The sequence below is a fragment of the Mycolicibacterium sediminis genome, assembly GCF_010731735.1.
GTDB lineage: Bacteria > Actinomycetota > Actinomycetes > Mycobacteriales > Mycobacteriaceae > Mycobacterium > Mycobacterium sediminis.
In genome coordinates this window covers 3,727,747-3,748,384 of the sequence record NZ_AP022588.1, presented here as the reverse complement: position 1 = coordinate 3,748,384, position 20,638 = coordinate 3,727,747, and the positions used below count along the sequence as shown (strand labels likewise).

The following is a 20,638-nucleotide window of genomic DNA, read 5'->3' as shown; positions in this document are numbered from 1 at the left end:
TCGTCATGCTGAGTCGCTGCATCGCCGCCGATCCTCGCGACTTCGCGGTGCAGCACTGGGGCCGCAGGCCCCTGCTCAGCCGGTCCGGTGCGCTGCCCCGCGACTTCGCCGATCTGTTGTCGCCCGCCGCGGTCGACGAACTGATCGCCGAACGCGGGGTACGCGCGCCGTTCATCCGGATGGCCAAGGCCGGCCAGCTCCTGGCCCGCGACTGCTATCTGGGTCCGGCCGGGTTCGGCGCAGAGATGCCGGACCAGGTGGACTCCGCGGGCGTCCTGGCACAGTTCGCGGCCGGATCGACCATCGTGCTGCAGGGACTGCACCGGCTCTGGCCGCCGGTCATCGACTTCGTCCGAGGCATGGTCGACGACCTCGGCCACCCCGTTCAGGCCAACGCCTACGTCACGCCGCGCGGCAGCCGCGGCTTCGACCCCCACTACGACGTGCACGACGTGTTCGTCCTGCAGGTGTCGGGGCAGAAGCGCTGGATCGTCCACGAGCCGGTGCACCACGATCCGCTGCCGTCCGAGCCCTGGACCGACCACCGCGAGGCCATCGAAGCCCGTGCCGCCGAGGATCCCATCATCGACGCCGTGCTCTCGGCGGGCGACGCGCTCTACCTCCCGCGCGGTTGGCTGCACTCCGCCGAGGCGCTGGACGCCACCTCGATCCACCTGACCATCGGGGTGTCCGCGGTCACGGGCCTCGACGTGATCCGCGCCGTCGTCGACTCGCTGGCGTCGGTCGACGACCTCCGCAGGTCCCTGCCGATGGGCATCGACCTGACCGACCGCGACGAGATGGTCGCGACCGCCTCGAAGGTGATGGCGGAACTCGTCGACGTCCTGCGCGACCACGGCACCGAGTTGAGCGAAGGCGCCGCCGGGCGGCTGTCCCGGCGCCACGCCGACCGCACCCGACCCGTCGCCGTCCGTCCGCTGGCCACGCTCGACGCGATCGACGAGGTGTCGTTCGGGACGTTCCGGTGGCGCCACGGCCTGATCGCCGTCGTCGAGGAGCACGGCGGGCGCGTCGAGCTCCGACTGCCGGACCGGACGATCCGATTTCCCGCGTACTGCGCCCCCGCCGTTCGTGCGCTGCACTCCGGGTCGGCCGCCGCCGCGGCCTCCCTGCCGGGGCTCGACACCGCGGACGCAACGGTGCTGCTGCGCAGGCTCTTGCGCGAGGCCGTCGTCGTGCCCGACCGGTCCAGCCAGGGATGACCCCGGCGAGGCGACCACCGTGCAGCGACCAGTCGCTGCTGCGCAACGACCCCATGTACGGCACAGCGTCCGCGGGCCACTCGTGGGTGATGCTCGAATTGAGCGGTGGTTGGGGACATTCCGCGCTCCTCGATTCACCGGCCATCGTCGACCCCAACCTCGGGCGCGCCATCGCACGGCACTTCGAGACGGCGGGCATGCGCATCGCCGCCATCCGGCGACCGGGTCGGCGTCCCGCCGCGCCGCGGTGGCGCTGGTTCATCGCCCACTCCGACGAGGGGCGGGAGGCGCTGTACACCGGTGAGGTGAGCGGCCCGGACGACTACCTCCGACTCGCACCGGACGGCTCGGACGGGGCGCCGAGTCCGGATCCACTGGTCGCGATCTGCGCGCACGGCAGGCACGACCAGTGCTGTGCGGTGCGGGGACGAGCGGCGTGTGCGGCGATCGCAGACGAGTACCCCGAGATCACCTGGGAGTGTTCGCATCTCGGCGGTGACCGGTTCGCCGCGACGATGCTGGTGCTGCCAGAGGGGCTCTGCTACGGCCGGGTCGACTCCGCCGACTCGGCGGACCTGGTCCGGCTGTACTTCGACGGCCGGGTGAACGACGCCTTCCTACGCGGTCGCACCTCGCTGCCGCACGCGGTGCAGGCCGCCCAGCACTTCGTGCGCGAGGCGACCGGAGAGGACCGGATCCACGCCCTCTCACCCCTCGACGTCGTGCACGACGAGGGACGCATCCGCGTCCGACTGCGCGGGCCGTCGGGGCCGATCGACGTCGTGCTCACCGAGAAGATGACCGATCCGCTGCTGTCCATGTGTTCGGCGAAGGTCGAGGGCAGCGTGCGCACGTTCGTCTTCGAGTCGATGAGCTGACCGGTCAGCGGCTCGCACCGACGCGTGACAGCGCCTCCGTCGCAACGTGTTCGGCGTCGTGGTCGTTGATGTGGATGCTGTCGTAGATCCCCCTGAGCCGTTCGGCCTGTTCGGCAGGCGAGACCTCCGTCGACCGGTAGAGCCGGCCGGCCTCGCGGGCCTGGTTCCGCACCAGCCGCGTCCGGCCCCTGCGAAGCGACTCGTACAGCGCGAGCCTGTCCGGGACGTCGCCGGTCGACGCGTCCGCCAGCGTCGCGGCGAGGGTGATCGCGTCCTCGACGGCCTGGTTCGCGCCCTGACCGAGGTGCGGGGTGACCGCGTGGGCGGAATCGCCGAGCAGGGTGATGCGCCCGGTGGACCAGCGGTCCAGTGGCTCGCGGTCGTAGATCCCCCACCGGAACGTCTCGTCCATCGCTCCGATGACCTGCAGCACGCGCTCGTCCCAACCCTGGTATGCGCGAGCGAGTTCCGCGACGTCGCCGGGCGCGGTCCACGACTCCTCGACGTCGAGGGTCGTCGGCACGAACGCCACCAGGTTCATCAGCCGCCCCGACGACACCGGGTAGAGCAGGAAGCTCTGGCGGGGTCCGAGCCACATGGCACTGACGTCGAGGTCGACCACGCCGCGGACGCGCTCTGCGGGCAGCAGGCCGCGGTAGGCCATGATGCCCTCCGACACGGGGTCGGCGGGATCGGTCACCGTGCCCTGCAGACGCGAGTGGATGCCGTCGGCACCGACCAGCACGTCGGCCTCGACGACGCTGCCGTCGGCGAAGTCGACCCGCGCGCCCTCCGGCGTCTCGGTGACGCCGACGCACCGGCGGCCCATCTGAAGCGCGCCGTCGGGCAGCGCCCGAGCCAATGCCGTCTGGAACTCGCCGCGGTGCAGGAACCAGGTCCGTTCCGGGTCGCCGAGGGACAGCGCGGCGGGGTCGATCGGCAGTGCCGCACCCGTCGAGGTGCGGTAGGCGTAGCCCCTGACGCGGCCGGCGAGGGCCTCGATGGCGTCACCCAGCCCGAGGTCGGTCAGGACGCGAGATCCGTTGGTGGCGATGGCCACTCCGGCGCCGAGCGCCTTCAGTTCGTGTGCCTGCTCATACACCGTGGCGTCGATCCCTCGTCGGCGCAATGCGATCGCGGCCGTCAGGCCGCCGATTCCCGCACCGACGATTGCTACCCGTAGCGACATGCTGGCGCCTCCATGATCGACGTTCGTGTACCGATCGGCACACCATTGACCGTACGTGTACCGATCGGTACGGTCAAGGCGTGCCGCGACCCCCCGACCCCGACAGGCGCGCGCAGCTGCTGCGCGCCATCGTCGACCATCTGGAGCGGACGGGCATCGACGACCTGTCCCTGGCCCCGCTGGCGGAGGCCGTGGGGACGAGCAAGCGCATGCTGCTCTACTACTTCGGCGACCGCGGCGGACTCATCGCCGCGGCCATGGAGTTCAGCCGCCCCGACGTCGGGCAGATCTTCGCGAACGTCGACACCCCGGAACGGCTGGCCGCGGCCTCGACGGATCTGTGGCACGCACTGACCCGCGGTGCACAACGCCACCGCGTGCGGCTCCTGCTGCAGGTGCTCGCCCTGTCGACCACCGCCCCCGACACCTACGGCCCCTACGGCCGACGCGCGGTCGAGGTCGTCCTGGATCCGATCACCACGGCGTTCCGGGACGCCGGCTTCCCCGCGGACGAGGCGGCGGTGGGCGCGACGCTCGTCGTGTCCGGGCTGCGCGGACTCTGCCAGGACCTCCTGGTGACGACCGAGCGCGAACGCGTCGACGCAGCAGCCGCCCTGCTGGTGCACTCGGCCGTGTTCGTCGACGCCGCTCCGGCGATTGACAGGTAACTCCCAGCGCACGTTCGTCTTTCGTGGGTACCCCGTGGCCATGATTCACGACGTCGTCCTCGCCGCCACGCAGCAACCCGAAGCCGCCGGATTCATCCTGCGGGGCATCAAGGGGATCTTCGTCGCCATCGGCAGCGTCATCGCCGCCGTCATCTGCGCCATCGTCGCCGGGACGAAGGGCCGTAGCGCTCTGGGTTGGGGGCTGCTCGGCCTCTTCTTCTCGATCATCACGCTCATCGTGGTGATCGTCATCCCGTCGAAACGAAAGTGACGTCGCTCAAACGGTGATGATCGCCACGTCGCGCCCGGGAATCGGTGCGCCCGAACCGGTGTTGCCGCTCCACGTGTCCCAAACCCTGAAAGCTCCCCTCTGATGCGCCAGGGCCCCCTCGCAGGCCGCTACCCCGCGGTCGCCGCCATGGTCACCTTCGCGCTGATCCCCTACCTGGCGCTGTCCGCTGCGGTCGACCCCCTGGTACCGATCATCACCGAGTCGCTGCACATGAGCGAACAGACGATGACGTTGAGTTCCGGCCTGGGCAACGCCGCCTACGCGGTGGGCACCGTGCTCGCGGTGCAGTTCGCCCAGCACCTGCCGCAGCGCCGCATGCTGCTGTCCTACGCCGCGGTGCTGGTCGTCGGATCCGTGACCGCCGCAGCCGCGCCGAATGCGCCGGCGTTCATCACCGGGCACATCCTGCAGGGTCTCGCGACGAGCATGCTGCTGATCGCCGCTGCGCCTCCACTGACGATCGGCTTCCCCCGCGACAAGCTGAAGATCACCGCGGTCATCATGAACATGTGCGTGTTCGGCGCCGTGGCGCTCGGGCCGTTCATCGGTGGCGTGCAGGCGGAGTCGAACGCGTGGCGTCCGCTGTTCTGGATCGTCGCCGGCATCGCTGTCGTGGCGCTCGTCCTGGCGGTGCTGACGTTCGAGGACGCGCCGCCCGCCGACCGTGACGCACCGCGCGACCTGCCGGCGATCGTCCTGGCGGCCGTCGGCTGCACCGCGGCGTTCGTCGGCGCCGCACAGCTGACGAGCCACGACTTCTCCGACCTCGCGGTCACCGTGCCGATGCTGGGCGGCCTCGCACTGATCGTGGTGCTGATCGTGTACCAGTTCCGCGCCCGCCGTCCGCTGCTGACGGTGCGGACGATGCTGACCAGCGCCATCCCGGTCGCCGGTGTCGGCGTGGCCCTGTTCGCCGCAGCAGCCTCCGTCGCGGCCACCGTCCTCACCGCCGCCGTCTTCCTGAAGACCTACAGCCCCGTCCACGTCGGCCTGCTCTACCTGCCCGAACTCGGCGGCGCCGTGATCATGGCGTTCGTCTTCGGCTTCGTGATCTCCCGTCGGGCGATCCACTACCTGCCGCTGGTCGGGATGTTCCTGCTTGCGGCGGGCATCGTGGTGTTCCGGTTCGCGCTCCCGGCGAATCAGCCTCTGGCGCTGCTGGGTTCGACGCTGACGGGGCTCGCCCTCGGTGCGACGGTGGCGCCCGCGCTGTTCGTCGCCGGCTTCTCGCTCAAGTCCAACAGCCTGCAGCGGGTCTTCGCGATCATCGAACTGCTGCGGGCGGTCGCGGCCTTCATGGTCGCGCCGATCTTCGTCCACTTCGCCACCAGGGTGTCCAGCGACCTCGTCGAGGGAACGGAGATCGCGCTCTGGGTCGGCTTCGGCCTCGCGATCATGGGCGCCGTCTTCGGCGTCGCCGTCTACGCGCTCAGCGGCGCCCGACCGCAGACACCGGACCTCGACGAGTTCCTCGACGGGGACGAACCGGCCTGGTATTCGCCACCGCTGCTGGCACGGCTGCGCTCGAACGTCTCGGTCGAACCTCCCGTGCACCACCCGCACGTGGATTCCGGCCCCTCAGTGGATCGTTCGGTCCACGCAGGCGCCGGGCCCGTGCTGTTGGCCTACGACGGATCGGACCTCGCCGCACACGCGATCGCCGAGGCCGCAGGTCGAGTTCCGCAGAGCGTCGCCATCGTGGTCTGCGTCTGGCAGCCCGTCGACCTAGGCTTCACCCCGGTCGACGATCAGCACGTCGACGCCGACCGGGCGAGCGACGTGCGGCGCGCCGCCGAGCGCACCGCGGCGCACGGCGCCGCACTGGCTCGCGACGCCGGCTTCGAGGCGTCCAGCGTGGCGGTCGAGGCGACGCCGACGTGGCGGGGCATCGTCGCCGCCGCGGACGAGCACGACGCCCGCCTGATCGTCCTCGGGCCCCACCGCCGCGCCGGGCTGCTCGGCCACCTCGAGGGCAGCGTCGCCTCGGCGGTCGCCGCGCACACCGACGTCCCGGTGCTGCTCGTCCCCGAGCCCGAGGAGTCGGAAGCGCCTGCGGCGCACCGATAGTCCCCGACCTTTGCCGGATGGTCGAACACGTGTTCTAATCGTGTCATGACCGTAGACACTCTGGTAGAGGCGCCGTCCACCGCTCCCGTCGCGAACACCCCCGCCGAGCCGCTGGCACCCGCCGCCGACAAGAAGGCGCCGGCCAAGAAGGCGGCCGCCAGGACGAAGACGGTCGAGCTGACCCTCACCGTCACCGGCACCGCCGACGGCGAGTGGCGCGCGCAGCTCAAGCAGGGCAGCACTTTCCTGGCCCGCGACGTCGCGGTGGCCGCAGCCGCCGTCTCGCGGGCGGCCCGGGAACTCCACGACGATCTCGCCGAACCGATCGACGCGATCATCGGCGAGGCACGGTCCCAGCAGGCAGCCAAGGTCGCCGCGCTCGAGGCGGAGCTGGACGCGGCGCGTCAGGCGTTGGCGAACCTGGACTGAGTCCGTCGGCCAGAACGAGGCCCTCACCGACGACGACGGCCCCCGCCAAGGCGGGGGCCGTCGTCGTGAGACTGGAGACGCGAAGGTGGTGGTCCCGGCTGGGATCGAACCAGCGACCTTCCGCGTGTGAGGCGGACGCTCTCCCCCTGAGCTACGAGACCGGGGACTCCGTCGACACTAGTCCGACGGACGACGAAGGTTAACACGGGCCGCCGCGCGACCGGGAATCGAAAGACCGACCCCAGGCCGGTTGACGGTCGTATCGTCACGCCATGGCGCGTCGGGCCGGTGCAGTCGCTTCGCTCGCGCTGCTGGCCGCCCTGGCGGGGTGTGCCGACCGTCCGGCAGCGCCCGCACCGACCATGGCCCCGGCGGGCACGACCGCGGTGCCCACAGCCGAGGACGACGAGACACTCGACGAGCTGATCGCGTTCTCCTCACCGAGCGGGAACGTCGGCTGTTACGTCGACCCCTCGGCCGTCCGATGCGACATCGCCGAGCGGGACTGGACTCCGCCGGCGCGTCCCGCTGACTGCGAGTTCGACTACGGGCAGGGCCTCTCCCTGGCGCCGGGCGGCACGCCTGCCTTCGTCTGCGCCGGCGACACCACCCTCGGTGGCGGCGCGCCCCTGCCCTACGGCGAGTCGATCTCGGCGGGCGCGCTCCAGTGCGACAGCTCCGAATCCGCAATCACGTGCCGCGACAGCCTGACCGGGCACGGCTTCGCGATCGCGCGCGAGTTCTACGACGTCTTCTGAGCCCCCGAACACGGTTCCTACGAGGGGATTTGTGCGGTCTCGGTTCAATCGACTAGTGTCGTGCTTCGCAACGGACGACGCAGTCGGACGTAGCGTGCGGACGTGGCGCAGTTGGTAGCGCACAACCTTGCCAAGGTTGGGGTCGCGGGTTCGAATCCCGTCGTCCGCTCGATCGGTGCAGTGGCATCAACCCCAGCGGTGGAGTGGCCGAGTGGTGAGGCAACGGCCTGCAAAGCCGTGCACACGGGTTCGATTCCCGTCTCCACCTCCGATGATTTCGAAACACCCGGCGCGATTAGCTCAGCGGGAGAGCGCTTCCCTGACACGGAAGAGGTCACTGGTTCAATCCCAGTATCGCGCACCAAGATTCACACGGCCCGGTTCACACCGGGCCGTTTTCATGTCTCCCCTGGCGCGCCGCGCGGTGAACCTTGCCGCCCGTCAGGCGGATTCGCGCCCGAAGGCGTCGTAGGCCTCCGCGATGTGATGCACGGTGGCGTCGGGGTGTTCCCGGGCCACCGCCTCGATCGCCGAACGCGCCAGAGGGCCCAGACCCGCCATCTGGGTGGGCCACTCGCCGCGGGCGAGCGCCGCCGACAACGATTCCTCGAAGGTCGTACGTGAGGTGGGCGATTCGGCCGGCATGCCGTGAAGGCTACTGGCAGTCAGGAGCGCCGTCCTGCCGAGACGACGACCATCGCGAGATCGTCACGTCGTCTTCACATTCGAGCGCTGCGTCGAACCCGATGTTCGCTACGGCGACTCGGACGGGCAGTACGTCGCGGCCGCCGCACCGACGAAGAAGCCACTGTCCTCGATGTTGAGGCTCGTCTCGTTGGAGACTTCCTGGGTGGCGTCGAGCAACGAGTTGCCCTCTTGCAGGTAGTCGCACACCGCCATCCCGACCTTCACGGCGTCGACCGCCGAGGGGTAGGTGATCCCCTCGTCGTCGAGCACGCTGAGGAAGATCTCGTCGTTCTCGTCGGCGAGGGCCGGCGGCGCGAAGGTGGTCGCCAGCGCGAACCCGACTGCGGCCACCGAGACTACGAACTTTCCGCGCATGGCGGCCTCCTGTCAATGAACTGAGAAGCGAAGAGTACGACAGGTGACCGTCACATGCACCTATTTGCTGAAAGGTCGTTCACGACCCCGTCACGGCGAAAGGGAGGACGCCGTCGGCGGCGGCCTGACACCATCGGGTCATGACCGACCGCATCGAAGTCCAACGCCCGATCGCCGCACCACCCGCCGACGTCTTCGCGCTGCTGTGCGACCCGCAGGGCCACGTGGCCATCGACGCCACCGGAATGTTGCAGAGCGCCGACGGCGACCCCGTCACCGCGAGCGGTGACAGCTTCGTCGTGCACATGGATCGTGAAGCGCTGAACGACTTTCCGCTCGGCAAGTACGACGTGACGGTGAAGATCACCGACTACGAGAAGGACGCCCTGATCGCCTGGACCATCGAGGGTCAGATCAAGCCGCAGATCGGGCACGTCTACGGCTACCGCCTCGAGCCCGATGCCGACGGCACCCTGGTGACGTCGTTCTACGACTGGAGCGGCATCGACCAGCACTGGCGTGACGCGGGGATCTTCCCGGTGATCTCCGAGACCGCCCTGCGCGGCACGCTCGGAATCCTCGACCGCACCGTCCGCCGCGGCTACCCCAGGGGATGAACCCCTGATCGTCAACCCACGGTTGACGACAGCACATCGTCAACATACGGTTGACGCATGCCCGCCACGCCCGACATCACCCACCCCGTCCGCCTCGACGACCTCATCACCGCCATCCGCCAGGCCCACGACCAACCGCTCGAGCAGCTCACCGACGCGGTGATCGCCGGCCAGGCGCTCGGCGACGTCGCCGACCACCTCATCGGCCACTTCGTCGACCAGGCGCGCCGGTCGGGCGCGTCCTGGACCGACATCGGCACGTGCATGGGCGTGACCAAGCAGGCGGTGCAGAAGCGCTTCGTCCCGAAGGCCGACACCACGCCGATGGACCCCAACGAGGGGTTCGCCCGCTTCACCCCCAGGGCACGTGCCGCGATCGTGGAGGCGCAGACCGTCGCTCGCGCGGCCGAGAACGTCGAGATCACCCCCGGGCACCTGCTGCTCGGACTGTTCGGCGACGACGAGTCACTGGCCATCAGGCTGCTGGCGAGCCAGGGCGTCGACCACCATCGCGTCCGCAACGCCGTCGAACTCCCCCCAGCCACCGGTGAGCGCCACGAGCTGATCCCGTTCAACGGGCCCGCCAAGAAGGTCCTCGAACTGACCTTCCGAGAGGCGCTGCGACTCGGACACGACTTCGTCGGAACCGAGCACCTCCTGCTCGCCCTGCTCGAATCCGAGGATGGCAACGGCGTCCTGCACGGCCTCGGCGTCGACGGTCGGCGGGCCGAGACCGAACTGACCGACGCGCTGCGGATCGTCTCCGGCGCGCCGCGGGAATAGACCGCGGGCACTGCCGGTAGATAGACGCATGACACTCCCGGACTCGGCACGCGCGCTCATCGGTGACGGCGTCGACGCCACCCTCGTCACCATCAACCCCGACGGCAGCCCCCAGGTCTCGCTCGTATGGGTGGCGCTCCGATCGACCCCGGACGGCGACGAACTCGTCAGCGCCCACCTGTCCGAATATCAGAAGACCCGCAACGTCCGTCGCGACCCGCGCGTCGCCGTCACCATCGTCGCGCCGCACGAACCCGGCCGGCAGCGCCAGTACCTGTCGATCCAGGGCACCGCCCGCATCACCGAGGGCGGCGCACCCGAGCTGCTCACCGAGCTGGCCGAGGTGATGCTGGGGTCCAGCGAGCACTTCCCGCCCGCAGGAGCACCCGACGGACTGCTGACCCGCATCCGCATCGACAAGGTGGGCGGCTCCGGCCCCTGGGTCTCCTGACCGTCGAACCCACCGTCGGGCGTACCCCGGTGTGCCATCATGCGAGGCAGCACACGACGGGAGCGAAGAGTCACATGACTGGTGGAACCGGCACGCGGGGAATCACCCGGAAAGCGGCGACGCGCATGCTCGCCCTCGTCGTCGCGACGCTCGCCATGCTCGGCGTCGCGGTCGCACCGCCCGCGGCCGCAGACGTCAACCCGATCGGCAACCTGGGCGACACCCTGCGCGTCGAGTACCGCGGCATCGTCGCCGACGTGACCGTGCACGACGTCCTCCCCACCGATCCCCCTCCCGGCTACGCGCCCACCGGTTCCCCGCGCTGGCGCTACGAGGGTGGGCCGTGGCGCGCCGGGGTCACCGTGCACACCATCCAGACGCCTGCGCCCTACGCCCAGTCCCTCGGCTTCGCCTTCAACGGCGTCACCCCCTACGGAGATGCGTACGCGCCCAAGGCAACCGACGCACCCGACGCCCTGCAGTACGCACTGTTGAACGCGCCGGCCGGGTCGACCGTCAACGGCGCCGTCTACTGGCAGGTCTACCGCGACCTCGTCACCAACGTGGTGCTGCTCGACCCCAAGACCGGTGAACACCTGGCCCAGTGGAACATCTGGCAGCCGGGTTCGCCGCTGCCCTGATCCCCGTGCCCGTCCAGGTCACCGCGGCCGCCACGGCCGAACTGAGCGAACTCGCCGACGTCGCCGCGCGCACGTTCCCACTCGCCTGCCCGCCGTCGGCGACGCCCGCCAACGTCGCCGACTTCATCGCGACGAACCTGTCCCGGGAGCGGTTCGCCGCGTACCTCTTCGACCCCTCCCGCGAGGTGCTCGTCGCCCGCACCGAGCACGGGATCGTCGGCTACGCCATGCTCGTCGACGGTGTCGGGGACGACGAGCACGTCCGCCGTGCCGTGCCGATCCTGCCCGCGCGCGAACTGTCCAAGATGTACGTCCTGCCCGACTCCCACGGCTCCGGTGCCGCGGCGGCGCTGATGACCGCGGCGCTCGAGCGGTCCGAGGGACGCGGCGATTCGGCGGTGTGGCTCGGCGTCAACCAGGACAACGAGCGCGCGCAACGCTTCTACTCCAAGCACGGCTTCCTGATCACCGGCACCAAGACGTTCCAGCTCGGGGACGCGGTCGAGAACGACTACGTGATGCTGCGCAGGCTCTGACTACTCCTGGCCCGCGTGCGTCAGTGCCAGCAGTCGCGACGTCGCGCGCAGGTACTTCTTGCGGAACCCGCCGGCGAGCATCTCCTCGCTGAACACGGTGTCGAGCTTGGACCCCGACGCCACGATCGGGATGCCCGCGTCGTACAGCCGGTCGGTCAGCGACACCAGCCGCAGCGCCACGCTCTGATCCTCGATCGGGTGGACCCCGGTGACGAACACCTCGGTCACCCCCTCGATCAACGCGTTGTACCGCGATGGGTGCATCGTCGCGAGGTGCGCGCACAGCGCGTCGAAGTCGTCGAGCGTCGCGCCCTCCACGCCCTCCGCCCGCGCCCGCACGTCCTCGTCGCTGGGCGGTTGCGGCGCGGGTGGCAGGTCGCGGTGCCGATAGTCGGGGCCCTCGATCCGCACCGTCGTGAAGATCTGCGACAGCGTGTTGATCTCGCGCAGGAAGTCCTGCGCCGCGAAGCGTCCCTCGCCGAGTTGCTCGGGCAGCGTGTTCGACGTCGCGGCGATCGACACCCCGCGCTCCACCAGCGCCGACAGCAGCCGCGAGATCAACGTCGTGTTGCCCGGGTCGTCCAGTTCGAACTCGTCGATGCACACCACCACGTAGCCCGACAGCAGCTCGATGCACTCCACGAAGCCGAATACCCCTGCCAGCTGGGTCAATTCGCCGAAGGTCGCGAACGCCGCCGGCCCGGCGTCGGCGGCCACCAGGCGGTAGTACGTCGACGCCAGGAGGTGGGTCTTGCCGACGCCGAACCCGCCGTCGAGGTACACCCCGACGCCCGGGAGCACCTCACGCTTGCCGAACAGCTTCTTCTTGCCCGCCCGACGCTGCGCGGCCTCGGTGCAGAACTGCTCGCACGACCGGACGGCATCTGACTGCGACGGCTCCCCCGGGTCGGGCCGGTAGGTGTCGAAGGAGACGTCGGCGAACGTCGGCGGGGGCACCAGCTGGGCGACCAACCGCTCGGGCGTGACGGTCGGGTGACGATCCACCAGGTGCGCGGTCGTACCGGATGAAGTGGAAGGAGATGCCCCGTGCATGCAGGCACCCTATCGACGTGTTGCAATTGTCCACGTGTCCGAGGGCGAGGCTGCGACAGAGCTCACAGAGCTGGGAGCCGTCGGCTCCGCGTTCGACACCGACGACGACGGTCGGCTGGCGGCCTTCTACGCCTATCCCGACCCGCTGGATCGGTGCTGGGTCCGCGCGAACATGCTGTCCAGCCTGGACGGCGCCGCCACCGACGACGGCACGTCGGGTGGCCTCGCGGGTCTCGGCGACCGCGCCATCTTCCACCGGATGCGGCGCGAGGCCGACGTCATCCTCGTCGGAGCGTCCACGGTCCGGATCGAGAACTACTCCGGCGCCCAGATGCCGGCGGCCGCGCGCCTCGAGAGGCAGAGCCGGGGCCAGTCCGAGGTGCCGCCCATCGCCGTCGTCACCCACCACGCCGACTTCGAGCACGACGCCAAGCTGTTCACCCGCTCCGAGGTGCCGCCGCTGGTCCTCACCTGTCGTGAGACCGTCGAGGACGCGACCCGCCGGTTCGGCGACAGCGCCGAGGTGATCGACGCCTCCGGCCGACAGGCCGACCGCGTCGACCCCGTGCGCGTCCTCCAGCTCCTCGACGGTCGCGGACTGCGCCGGGTGCTCACCGAGGGCGGACCGTCACTGCTCAGCCTGTTCATCGAACTCGACCTGCTCGACGAACTGTGTGTGACGATCGCCCCCATCCTCGTCGGCGGCAACGCGCGGCGCATCGCCACCGGGTCCGGGGAGGCCCACACCCGCATGCGGCGCAGCCACCTGCTGACCGACGCCGAGGGCTACCTGTACACCCGGTACGTGAAGGCCGACTGATCCCGCGTCGACCGGACCCGGCACCCTCGATCGCTACTGTGGTCAGCATGCGTCGGCGTCGTCAGCCAATCCGGGCCCTCTGCCTCGCCACCGTCGCGTCGGTCGTCCTGGCCGGGTGCGCACCGATCCTGGCCGCCAACCCGCGCTTCGCCACCAACTCGGGGGCCAATCCGCAGGGACAGCCGGAGACCACCCAGGCCCCGACCGGCCCGCCGCCGGTCGAGGCGCCGAAGAACGAGCTGGCATGGCAGGACTGCACCAGCCGGGTGTTCCGCGACGCGCAGGTGCCCGCCCCCGCCGGCGTCAGCCTGGACTGCGCCGACTACGACGCCGACCTCGACTCCATCAACGGTGCCAGCGGCAGCGTCACCATCGGCGTCGTCCGCGCCAAGTCCGTGGCAACGCCCTCGGACGCGGGTCCGCTGGTGATGACCACCGGCACCGACCTGCCGTCCTCGGTCGAACTGCCGATGTGGCTGGCGCGCAACGGCACCGACGTGCTGAAGACCAACCCGATCGTCGCCGTGGACCGCCGCGGCACCGGCATGTCCGGCGAACTGGACTGCCGCGACCTGTTCGACCGCCAGGAGATGTTCGACCAGGCCCAGTTCGAGGCGGGCGACGACCCCGTGGCCAACCTCGGCGCCATCGTGCAGACCGCCACCACCAGCTGCACCGACACCATCGCTCCGGGCGACTCCGCCTACGACACCGTCCACGCCGCCGAGGACATCGAACGCCTGCGCAGTACCTGGGACGTGCCGACGCTGGCGCTGCTGGGCGTCGGCAACGGCGCCCAGGTCGCCCTGGCGTACGCGGGCACCCACGCGAACAAGGTGTCGCGCCTGATCCTCGACTCTCCGCTGCCCCTGGCCATCGGCGCCGAGGCCGCAGCCGAGCAGAAGGTCAAGGGCCAGCAGGCCGCCCTCGACGCCTTCGCCGCGCAGTGCACGGCCACCGGCTGCCCGCTCGGACCGGACCCCAAGGGCGCCGTCGACGCACTGCTGGCCGCCGCCCGCGCCGGGCAGGGCCCGGGAGGCGTGTCGGTGTCCGCACTCGTCGACGCCATCACCACCGCACTCGCCTTCGACCAGTCCGGGTCACGGGCCGCCCTCGCCGGCGCGCTCGCCGCCGCCCGGGACGGCAACACCGGCGCGCTCAACGACCTCGTGAACCAGGCCGAGACGCTGCGCCACACCGACGGTCAGTTCGTGAACTCCTGCAGCGACGCGCTGAACCGACCGACGCCGGACCGGGTGCGCGAACTCGTCGTCGGCTGGGACCGGCTCTACCCGCAGTTCGGCCGCGTCGGCGCGCTCGACATGGTCGACTGCCTGAACTGGCCGAGCAGCACGCCCCCCAAGGAACCGCAGAACCTCAAGACCCCGGTGCTGCTGCTGGGCGTGCAGAACGATCCCATCGTCGGCAACGAGGGCGTCGCGGCCGTCGCGGCGACCGTCATCAACGGCGGTGCCACCAACCGCCGCATCATCTGGCAGGGCACCGGCCACGGCGCGGTGACGTCGTCCCCGTGCGCCCTCGGGCCGGTGCTCGCGTACCTGCAGAGCGGCAACCTGCCGAGCACCGACACGTACTGCCCCGCCTGACCGGCCGCCTGCGAGGACCGTTATAGGGTGCGCTGGTGGCGGTAGCTGACTCCCTGGTGCGTGCATTCCGACCCCGCACGTCCGCGCCCGACGCCGCGACCGTGCTGCGGTCGGCACTGTGGCCCGTCGCGATCCTGTCGATCATCCACCGCAGCTACGTGCTGGCCACCAACGGCTACATCACCGACGACTTCGGGCCCGTCTACCGGGCCGTCGTCAACTTCAAGCGCGGCTGGGACATCTACAACGAGCACTTCGACTACGTCGACCCGCACTACCTGTACCCGCCCGGCGGCACGCTGCTGCTGGCCCCGTTCGGCTACCTGCCCGTGGACGCGTCGCGGTACTGGTTCATCTTCTTCAACACCGTCGCGATACTGCTGGCCGCCTACTTCCTGTTGCGGCTCTTCAAGTTCGGTCTCGCCTCGGTGGCCGCCCCGGCGCTGCTGCTGGCGATGTTCTGCACCGAGTCCGTCACCAACACTTTGGTGTTCACCAACATCAACGGCTGCATGCTGCTGGCCGAGGTGCTGTTCTTCCGGTGGCTGCTGGACGGCAAGCGCAACCACGAGTGGCTGGCCGGCGTCGCCATCGGCCTCACGCTCGTCGTCAAACCGTCGCTGGCGCCGCTGCTGCTGATACCCGTCCTGAACCGCCAATGGCGCCCACTCGTGACGGCCATCGGCGTGCCCCTGGTGTTCAACGCCGTGGCGTGGCCGCTGGTGTCCGACCCGATGAACTTCGTCAGCCGCACCGTCCCCTACATCCTGTCCACCCGCGACTACTTCAACAGCTCGATCCTGGGCAACGGCGTGTACTACGGCCTGCCGGCGTGGCTGATCCTGCTGCTGCGCATCGCGTTCGGTCTGCTCGCGGTGGCGACCCTGTGGCTGCTGTACCGCTATTACCGCGAACGCGACCCGCTGTTCTGGATGCTGACGTCGTCGGGCGTGCTGCTCATCACGTCGTTCCTGGTGCTGTCGCTGGGTCAGGGCTACTACTCGATGATGCTGTTCCCGTTCCTCATGACGGTGGTGCTCGCGAACTCGACGATCCGCAACTGGGTGGCGTGGCTGGCGATCTATGGCTTCATGACCATGGACCGGTGGCTGCTGGGCCACTGGCCGACCACCGGCCGGTTCCTCGAGTACTCGAAGATCACCTACGGCTGGTCGCTGATGCTCATCGTGGTGTTCAGCGTGCTGTACTTCCGCTACCTCGACGCCAAGGCCGACGGACGGCTCGAGGACGGCATCGATCCGCCGTGGATGACGGACGCGCGCCCTCGCGCTAGCGTTGAGGGATGACCAGCCCGAAGATCCAGCTCACCGACGACGAGTGGCGCACCAAGCTCAACCCGGCCGAGTTCGCGGTGCTGCGCGAGGCGGCCACCGAGCCGCCCTTCACCGGCGAGTACACCGACTCGAAGACCGAGGGCGTGTACCAGTGCCGGGCGTGCGGCGCCGAACTGTTCCGCAGCACCGAGAAGTTCGAATCCCACTGCGGCTGGCCGTCGTTCTTCGATCCGGCCGACTCCGACGCGGTGATCCTGGTGACCGACGACTCGCTGGGCATGCACCGCGTCGAGGTCATCTGCGCCAACTGCCACAGCCACCTCGGGCACGTCTTCGAGGGCGAGGGCTACCCGACGCCGACCGACCAGCGGTACTGCATCAACTCGATCTCGCTGAAGCTGGTCCCGGCCGGAAGCTGAACTCGAACTCCGTTCCGCGAGCAGACGTGAACTCCCCTGCTCTACGGCAGAAGAGGGGAGTTGACGTGTGCTCGGCGTGAAGAGCTACGGCAGGCGCGCGATCAGGTCCTCGACCGACAGGCGCGGACCGGTGAAGAACGGTGTCTCCTCGCGGACGTGGCGACGGGCATCCGTGTAGCGCAGCTTCCACATCAACTCGACGATGCGGCCGAGGTCCGGGCCCTCGAACGCCAGGATCCACTCGTAGTCGCCGAGGGCGAACGCCGGCACGGTGTTGGCCCGCACGTCCGGGTACTCGCGGCCCGCCATGCCGTGCTCGACGAGCATCTTGCGCCGCTCGTCGTCGGGCAGCAGATACCAGTCCAGGGAACGGACGAACGGGTAGACGCAGACGTAGTCGCCGGGCTCCTCGCCCGCGATGAACGCGGGCACGTGGCTCTTGTTGAACTCCGCGGGCCGGTGCAGCGCGACGACGCTCCACACCGGATCGCTCGCGCGGCCCAGCGTCGTCTGCCGGAACGCGCGGTAGGTGGCCTGCAGGTCCTCCACCCGCTCGGCGTGCGTCCACAGCATGAAGTCGGCGTCGGCGCGGAACCCCGCGACGTCGTACAGGCCGCGGACCACGACGTCGCCCTCCTCCTGACGCTTGAGGAAGGTCGCCATCTCGTCGACCAGCGCGGACCGCTCCTCCTCCAACGCCTCCGGCTGCACCGCGAACACCGAGATCATCATGTAGCGGGTCACCGAGTTCAATGCGTCGTAGTCGAGCTTCGCCATGTCTCCCATCGTGCCACGCTCGAGCCGGTCAACCGAGCGGCCGCCCGGGTGCCGGACGCCACACACGCCGGCACGCCGATGCCGTCGAGATAGCCTCCGGCCACGGCCAGCGTCGGCGGTAGACCCGCGCGCAGCTCGGCCACCAGCGCGGGGTGACCCGGGCCGTACTGCGGCAGCGCATCGATCCACCGCTGTACGCGGCAGTCGACGGGTTCCTGGCGGAGTCCGAACAGGTCGCGCAGGTCCTCGGCAGCCCACGCCAGCAGCTCCTCGTCGCCGGTGTTGCGGGCGATGCCGTCGCCGAACTTGCCGTACGACAGCCGCAGCAGCTCCGCGTTGCCGCGCCTGCCCCACTTGCGCGAGGTCAGCGTGACGGCCTTGGCGTGCAACGCTTCTCCGCTGGCGACCAGCACGCCGGACTGCTCCGGCACCGGCGTCCCGCCCGGCAGCGCCAGCACCACCAGCGCGCTGGAGGCGACGTCGATGCGCCCGGCCGCCGCGGCGGTCCGCGGTGCGACGCCCTCGACGAGGCGGGACAGCCGCGGCGCGGGCACCGCCACCACGACGCCGTCGGCGTACCAGCGGGCCCCGTCGTCGTCGAGCACGTCCCACCCCGCGGCCGACCGGTCGATGCGCCGCACGCCGACGTGCGCCCACCGGAAGCCGGCCCGGCGGGCCAGTTCGTCGATCAGCACCTGGTAGCCGCCGTCGACGGCGCCGAACACCGGCGCACCCGTGGGCGCGGGCACGCACTGCCGGACGGCGTCGGTGAGGCTGGGTGCGCCGCGGTCCAGCGCCGCGGCGAGCGTCGGCAGCGCCGACCGTAGACCGATGGTCGCCGCGGAGCCCGCGTAGACACCACCCAGCAGGGGATCGACCGACCGCTCCACGACCTGCCTGCCGAACCGGTCGGAGACGAGTTCGGCGACGGACGGGTCGGCGCCCGGCCGCCACGACAGGGGACGACCGGGCTCGCCTGCGACGTGCGCGACGGTGGCGTCGTCGACCAGGCCCGCCACCGACTCGGCGCTCGCCGGGATGCCCTGCAGCGTGCCCGGCGGCATCTGGTGCAGCCGCCCCCGCGCGTAGATCAGTGGCCGCACACCGGTGGTGCCGACCTGCTTGGCCGTCAGACCCAGCTCGGCCAGCAGCGCGGACACCTCGGGTCGTCGCGCGATGAACGCCTCGGCGCCGACGTCGACGGGCTGGCCGCCGACGCGCTCGGTCCGCAGCACGCCGCCGAGCCGGTCGGCGGGGTCGAACAGCGTGATCGACGCGTCGGGCCCGGCCGCCTGGCGCAGCCGGAACGCGGCCACCAGACCCGAGATGCCGCCCCCCACGACGCAGTAGGCGCGCGGGGTCACGACGAGTGCACCAGCGCGACTGCATCGGTGACGATGCCGGGATCGGTGGCGGGCAGCACGCCGTGCCCCAGGTTGAACACGTGGCCGGTGGCCCCGGCGTCGACGGCCCGCCTGCCGTCCTCGACGACGGCCCGCACCGCCCGTTCGACCGCGGGCCAGCCCGCGAGCAGAACCACCGGATCGAGGTTGCCCTGCAGCGCCTTGCCGGGACCCACCCGCGGGACGGCGTCAACCAGGGCGGTGCGCCAGTCGACGCCGACGACGGAGGCGCCCGCCTCCCCCATCGCGCCGAGCAGTTCCGCGGTGCCGACGCCGAAGTGCGTCATCGGGACGCCATAACCCGCGAGCGCGTCGAACACCCGCGTGCTGTGCGGCAGCACGAAGCTGCGGTAGTCGGCGAGCGACAGCGTCCCCGCCCAGGAGTCGAACAGCTGGATGGCGTCGACGCCCGCGTCGAGCTGGGCCCGCAGGAAGCCGATCGTCACGTCGGTGAGCGCAGTCATCAGCGCGTGCCAGGTCTGCGGCTCACCGAGCATCATGGCCTTGGTGTGCTCGTGGTTGCGGCTCGGACCGCCCTCGACCAGGTAGGAGGCCAGCGTGAACGGCGCGCCCGCGAACCCGATCAGCGGCACGTCACCGAGTTCGCCGGTGAGCATGCCGATGGCGTCGGCGACGGGCGCGACGGTCGCCGGATCCAGCGGGCGGACCGCGGCGACGTCGGCGGCCGTGCGGATGGGGTGTGCGATCACCGGCCCCACGTCGGGCACGATGTCGAGGTCGATCCCGGCGGCGCGCAGCGGTACGACGATGTCGGAGAACAGGATCGCGGCGTCGACGCCGTGCCTGCGCACCGGCTGCAGGGTGATCTCGCAGATCAGATCGGCGTCGAAGCAGGCCTGCATCATGGTGTTCTTGGCGCGCAGGGCCCGGTACTCCGGCAGCGAACGCCCGGCCTGCCGCATGAACCACACCGGCACTCGGGTGGGCTTGCGGCCGCCGGCCGCAGCCAGATACGGGGAGTCGGGCAGGTCACGGCGGGTATTCATCGCCATCCATGCTGCCATGCCGCGGCGCTACGGCGCGCCTGCGCCGCCACCAGGGGAGATCGGCTAGCGTCAATTGCCGTGACCTCCGCCGAACCGGCTCCCTTCCGCGAAGCGGTTGCGGCGATGAACACCGCGACCGTGCGGCCGGAGATCGAACTCGGGCCCATCCGCCCGCCGCAACGTCTCGCACCCTTCAGCTACGCCCTGGGCGCCGAGGTGCGCCACCCCGAGACCGCCGTCGTGTCCGAGGACTCCCTGGGCGGCGAGGCCTTCGGCCGGCTGATCCTGCTGCACGATCCCGAGGGCGCCGAGGCGTGGGACGGCACCATGCGGCTGGTGGCCTACATCCAGGCCGACCTCGACTCGATGGAGGCCGTCGACCCGCTGCTGCCCGAGGTCGCGTGGAGCTGGCTGGCCGACGCGCTCGAGACCAACGCCCACGCCGTCACCGCACTCGGTGGCACCGTGACGGCGACGACGTCGGTGCGCTACGGCGACATCTCCGGCCCGCCGCGCGCCCACCAACTCGAACTGCGCGCGTCGTGGACGGCGACCGACCTGATCCTCGGGCCGCACGTGCTGGCCTTCTGCGAGGTGCTCGAGCACGCTGCGGGCCTGCCCCCGGCGGGGGTCACGGACCTGAACTCTCGCACCCGCGCCTGA

The 20,638-nt window shown here is 70.5% G+C and carries 24 protein-coding genes and 4 tRNA genes; 20 read left to right on the top strand and 8 right to left on the bottom strand.

Translation table 11 applies throughout. The features are described from left to right. Positions 1-5: 5 nt before the first annotated feature. Together G6N64_RS17965 and G6N64_RS17960 are read left to right on the top strand one after the other, a co-directional pair. The gene (locus G6N64_RS17965) at positions 6-1,223 is read left to right on the top strand and encodes a cupin domain-containing protein (RefSeq protein WP_163798386.1); all 1,218 of its coding nucleotides are present in this window, start codon (positions 6-8) and stop codon (positions 1,221-1,223) included. Continuing rightward, the gene (locus G6N64_RS17960; protein ID WP_163798385.1) at positions 1,220-2,101 is read left to right on the top strand and encodes a ferredoxin family protein; all 882 of its coding nucleotides are present in this window, start codon (positions 1,220-1,222) and stop codon (positions 2,099-2,101) included. The genes G6N64_RS17965 and G6N64_RS17960 overlap by 4 nt, the downstream gene beginning before the upstream one ends. 4 nt (positions 2,102-2,105) lie before the next feature. Here the strand turns inward: G6N64_RS17960 and G6N64_RS17955 are convergent, their stop codons facing one another. Continuing rightward, entirely contained in the window at positions 2,106-3,290 is a 1,185-nt protein-coding gene (locus G6N64_RS17955; protein ID WP_163798382.1) for an FAD-dependent monooxygenase, read from the bottom strand. A gap of 80 nt (positions 3,291-3,370) precedes the next feature. Here G6N64_RS17955 and G6N64_RS17950 point away from each other — a divergent pair, with 80 nt between their 5' ends. The 4 genes from G6N64_RS17950 to G6N64_RS17935 all read left to right on the top strand — a co-directional run bounded on the left by G6N64_RS17950 (position 3,371) and on the right by G6N64_RS17935 (position 6,746). After that, positions 3,371-3,958 carry a TetR/AcrR family transcriptional regulator gene (locus G6N64_RS17950; RefSeq protein ID WP_163798380.1) on the top strand — a complete coding sequence of 196 codons (588 nt, stop codon included), beginning with the start codon at positions 3,371-3,373 and terminating at the stop codon, positions 3,956-3,958. Positions 3,959-3,998: 40 nt separating this feature from the next. After that, on the top strand, positions 3,999-4,229 hold the full coding sequence (locus tag G6N64_RS17945) for a deoxyribodipyrimidine photolyase (protein ID WP_163798378.1): 231 nt from the start codon (positions 3,999-4,001) through the stop codon (positions 4,227-4,229). A gap of 102 nt (positions 4,230-4,331) precedes the next feature. Further along, entirely contained in the window at positions 4,332-6,317 is a 1,986-nt protein-coding gene (locus G6N64_RS17940) for a universal stress protein (RefSeq protein ID WP_163798376.1), read from the top strand. A 45-nt stretch (positions 6,318-6,362) separates the two neighbouring features. Continuing rightward, the gene (locus G6N64_RS17935; protein WP_163798373.1) at positions 6,363-6,746 is read left to right on the top strand and encodes a DUF6319 family protein; all 384 of its coding nucleotides are present in this window, start codon (positions 6,363-6,365) and stop codon (positions 6,744-6,746) included. 86 nt (positions 6,747-6,832) lie between these two features. On the opposite strand, the gene G6N64_RS17930 is transcribed toward G6N64_RS17935, so the two are convergent. After that, a tRNA-Val gene (locus G6N64_RS17930) sits at positions 6,833-6,907 on the bottom strand. Positions 6,908-7,018: 111 nt separating this feature from the next. Between G6N64_RS17930 and G6N64_RS17925 the strand changes: the two genes are divergently transcribed. The 4 genes from G6N64_RS17925 to G6N64_RS17910 all read left to right on the top strand — a co-directional run bounded on the left by G6N64_RS17925 (position 7,019) and on the right by G6N64_RS17910 (position 7,868). After that, a complete protein-coding gene (locus G6N64_RS17925) occupies positions 7,019-7,504 on the top strand; it encodes a DUF6636 domain-containing protein (RefSeq protein WP_246230695.1) in 486 nt (161 codons plus the stop codon). A gap of 96 nt (positions 7,505-7,600) precedes the next feature. Further along, positions 7,601-7,673 (top strand) — tRNA-Gly (locus G6N64_RS17920). Positions 7,674-7,701: 28 nt separating this feature from the next. Further along, positions 7,702-7,772: transfer RNA gene (locus G6N64_RS17915), tRNA-Cys, on the top strand. 21 nt (positions 7,773-7,793) lie between these two features. Continuing rightward, a tRNA-Val gene (locus G6N64_RS17910) sits at positions 7,794-7,868 on the top strand. A gap of 77 nt (positions 7,869-7,945) precedes the next feature. Here the strand turns inward: G6N64_RS17910 and G6N64_RS17905 are convergent. Both G6N64_RS17905 and G6N64_RS17900 read right to left on the bottom strand, forming a co-directional pair. Next, entirely contained in the window at positions 7,946-8,149 is a 204-nt protein-coding gene (locus G6N64_RS17905; RefSeq protein ID WP_163798371.1) for a hypothetical protein, read from the bottom strand. Positions 8,150-8,257: 108 nt separating this feature from the next. Next, on the bottom strand, positions 8,258-8,566 hold the full coding sequence (locus G6N64_RS17900) for a DUF732 domain-containing protein (RefSeq protein ID WP_163798370.1): 309 nt from the start codon (positions 8,564-8,566) through the stop codon (positions 8,258-8,260). A gap of 140 nt (positions 8,567-8,706) precedes the next feature. Between G6N64_RS17900 and G6N64_RS17895 the strand changes: the two genes are divergently transcribed. The 5 genes from G6N64_RS17895 (at position 8,707) to G6N64_RS17875 (ending at position 11,594) form a co-directional block, all read left to right on the top strand. Beyond that, a complete protein-coding gene (locus tag G6N64_RS17895) occupies positions 8,707-9,183 on the top strand; it encodes an SRPBCC family protein (protein ID WP_163798368.1) in 477 nt (158 codons plus the stop codon). Between the two features lie 57 nt (positions 9,184-9,240). Continuing rightward, positions 9,241-9,966, top strand: a complete 726-nt coding sequence (locus tag G6N64_RS17890; RefSeq protein ID WP_163798366.1) for a Clp protease N-terminal domain-containing protein — start codon at positions 9,241-9,243, stop codon at positions 9,964-9,966. A 28-nt stretch (positions 9,967-9,994) separates the two neighbouring features. Then, complete coding sequence (locus G6N64_RS17885) at positions 9,995-10,417, top strand: PPOX class F420-dependent oxidoreductase (RefSeq protein ID WP_163798365.1); 423 nt, start codon at positions 9,995-9,997, stop codon at positions 10,415-10,417. 74 nt (positions 10,418-10,491) lie between these two features. Beyond that, positions 10,492-11,058: a hypothetical protein gene (locus tag G6N64_RS17880; RefSeq protein WP_409370734.1), complete on the top strand. Its 567-nt coding sequence runs from the start codon at positions 10,492-10,494 to the stop codon at positions 11,056-11,058. Then, positions 11,055-11,594: a GNAT family N-acetyltransferase gene (locus G6N64_RS17875; RefSeq protein WP_276017851.1), complete on the top strand. Its 540-nt coding sequence runs from the start codon at positions 11,055-11,057 to the stop codon at positions 11,592-11,594. The genes G6N64_RS17880 and G6N64_RS17875 overlap by 4 nt, the downstream gene beginning before the upstream one ends. Here G6N64_RS17875 and zapE read toward each other — a convergent pair whose 3' ends face one another. Beyond that, positions 11,595-12,647 (bottom strand): cell division protein ZapE, encoded by a 1,053-nt coding sequence (gene zapE / locus G6N64_RS17870; RefSeq protein WP_163798363.1) that lies wholly within the window; start codon positions 12,645-12,647, stop codon positions 11,595-11,597. Between zapE and G6N64_RS17865 the strand changes: the two genes are divergently transcribed. The 4 genes from G6N64_RS17865 to msrB are packed head-to-tail and all read left to right on the top strand — an operon-like array spanning position 12,646 to position 16,788. Continuing rightward, positions 12,646-13,467, top strand: coding sequence for a pyrimidine reductase family protein (locus tag G6N64_RS17865; protein WP_163798361.1), 822 nt, complete (start codon positions 12,646-12,648; stop codon positions 13,465-13,467). The two genes, zapE and G6N64_RS17865, sit on opposite strands and share 2 nt — an antisense overlap. 47 nt (positions 13,468-13,514) lie before the next feature. Beyond that, the gene (locus tag G6N64_RS17860) at positions 13,515-15,074 is read left to right on the top strand and encodes an alpha/beta hydrolase (RefSeq protein ID WP_163798359.1); all 1,560 of its coding nucleotides are present in this window, start codon (positions 13,515-13,517) and stop codon (positions 15,072-15,074) included. A gap of 32 nt (positions 15,075-15,106) precedes the next feature. After that, positions 15,107-16,381 carry an arabinofuranan 3-O-arabinosyltransferase gene (aftC, locus tag G6N64_RS17855; RefSeq protein WP_276017852.1) on the top strand — a complete coding sequence of 425 codons (1,275 nt, stop codon included), beginning with the start codon at positions 15,107-15,109 and terminating at the stop codon, positions 16,379-16,381. Next, positions 16,378-16,788: a peptide-methionine (R)-S-oxide reductase MsrB gene (msrB, locus tag G6N64_RS17850; protein ID WP_163798355.1), complete on the top strand. Its 411-nt coding sequence runs from the start codon at positions 16,378-16,380 to the stop codon at positions 16,786-16,788. The genes aftC and msrB overlap by 4 nt, the downstream gene beginning before the upstream one ends. A gap of 84 nt (positions 16,789-16,872) precedes the next feature. Here msrB and hemQ read toward each other — a convergent pair whose 3' ends face one another. Genes hemQ through hemE form a run of 3 tightly spaced genes read right to left on the bottom strand, consistent with a single transcriptional unit; the run spans position 16,873 to position 19,975 of the window. Then, on the bottom strand, positions 16,873-17,565 hold the full coding sequence (gene hemQ / locus G6N64_RS17845; protein WP_163798353.1) for a hydrogen peroxide-dependent heme synthase: 693 nt from the start codon (positions 17,563-17,565) through the stop codon (positions 16,873-16,875). Further along, positions 17,538-18,929, bottom strand: a complete 1,392-nt coding sequence (locus G6N64_RS17840; RefSeq protein ID WP_163798351.1) for a protoporphyrinogen oxidase — start codon at positions 18,927-18,929, stop codon at positions 17,538-17,540. The genes hemQ and G6N64_RS17840 overlap by 28 nt, the downstream gene beginning before the upstream one ends. Next, on the bottom strand, positions 18,926-19,975 hold the full coding sequence (gene hemE, locus G6N64_RS17835) for a uroporphyrinogen decarboxylase (RefSeq protein ID WP_163801905.1): 1,050 nt from the start codon (positions 19,973-19,975) through the stop codon (positions 18,926-18,928). Before hemE ends, G6N64_RS17840 begins: the two co-directional genes overlap by 4 nt. Positions 19,976-20,053: 78 nt before the next feature. On the opposite strand from hemE, the gene G6N64_RS17830 reads away from it, so the two are divergent. Beyond that, a complete protein-coding gene (locus G6N64_RS17830) occupies positions 20,054-20,638 on the top strand; it encodes a DUF3000 domain-containing protein (RefSeq protein WP_163798349.1) in 585 nt (194 codons plus the stop codon).

Excerpts from the sequence above, each read along its gene's own strand:
- G6N64_RS17965 (WP_163798386.1), top strand. The coding sequence starts at position 6 with ATGCTGAGTCGCTGCATCGCCGCCGATCCTCGCGACTTCGCGGTGCAG.
- G6N64_RS17960 (WP_163798385.1), top strand. The coding sequence starts at position 1,220 with ATGACCCCGGCGAGGCGACCACCGTGCAGCGACCAGTCGCTGCTGCGC.
- G6N64_RS17955 (WP_163798382.1), bottom strand. The coding sequence starts at position 3,290 with ATGTCGCTACGGGTAGCAATCGTCGGTGCGGGAATCGGCGGCCTGACG.
- G6N64_RS17945 (WP_163798378.1), top strand. The coding sequence starts at position 3,999 with ATGATTCACGACGTCGTCCTCGCCGCCACGCAGCAACCCGAAGCCGCC.
- G6N64_RS17940 (WP_163798376.1), top strand. The coding sequence starts at position 4,332 with ATGCGCCAGGGCCCCCTCGCAGGCCGCTACCCCGCGGTCGCCGCCATG.
- G6N64_RS17935 (WP_163798373.1), top strand. The coding sequence starts at position 6,363 with ATGACCGTAGACACTCTGGTAGAGGCGCCGTCCACCGCTCCCGTCGCG.
- G6N64_RS17925 (WP_246230695.1), top strand. The coding sequence starts at position 7,019 with ATGGCGCGTCGGGCCGGTGCAGTCGCTTCGCTCGCGCTGCTGGCCGCC.
- G6N64_RS17905 (WP_163798371.1), bottom strand. The coding sequence starts at position 8,149 with ATGCCGGCCGAATCGCCCACCTCACGTACGACCTTCGAGGAATCGTTG.
- G6N64_RS17900 (WP_163798370.1), bottom strand. The coding sequence starts at position 8,566 with ATGCGCGGAAAGTTCGTAGTCTCGGTGGCCGCAGTCGGGTTCGCGCTG.
- G6N64_RS17895 (WP_163798368.1), top strand. The coding sequence starts at position 8,707 with ATGACCGACCGCATCGAAGTCCAACGCCCGATCGCCGCACCACCCGCC.
- G6N64_RS17890 (WP_163798366.1), top strand. The coding sequence starts at position 9,241 with ATGCCCGCCACGCCCGACATCACCCACCCCGTCCGCCTCGACGACCTC.
- G6N64_RS17885 (WP_163798365.1), top strand. The coding sequence starts at position 9,995 with ATGACACTCCCGGACTCGGCACGCGCGCTCATCGGTGACGGCGTCGAC.
- G6N64_RS17880 (WP_409370734.1), top strand. The coding sequence starts at position 10,492 with ATGACTGGTGGAACCGGCACGCGGGGAATCACCCGGAAAGCGGCGACG.
- G6N64_RS17865 (WP_163798361.1), top strand. The coding sequence starts at position 12,646 with ATGCAGGCACCCTATCGACGTGTTGCAATTGTCCACGTGTCCGAGGGC.
- zapE (WP_163798363.1), bottom strand. The coding sequence starts at position 12,647 with ATGCACGGGGCATCTCCTTCCACTTCATCCGGTACGACCGCGCACCTG.
- G6N64_RS17860 (WP_163798359.1), top strand. The coding sequence starts at position 13,515 with ATGCGTCGGCGTCGTCAGCCAATCCGGGCCCTCTGCCTCGCCACCGTC.
- msrB (WP_163798355.1), top strand. The coding sequence starts at position 16,378 with ATGACCAGCCCGAAGATCCAGCTCACCGACGACGAGTGGCGCACCAAG.
- hemQ (WP_163798353.1), bottom strand. The coding sequence starts at position 17,565 with ATGGCGAAGCTCGACTACGACGCATTGAACTCGGTGACCCGCTACATG.
- hemE (WP_163801905.1), bottom strand. The coding sequence starts at position 19,975 with ATGAATACCCGCCGTGACCTGCCCGACTCCCCGTATCTGGCTGCGGCC.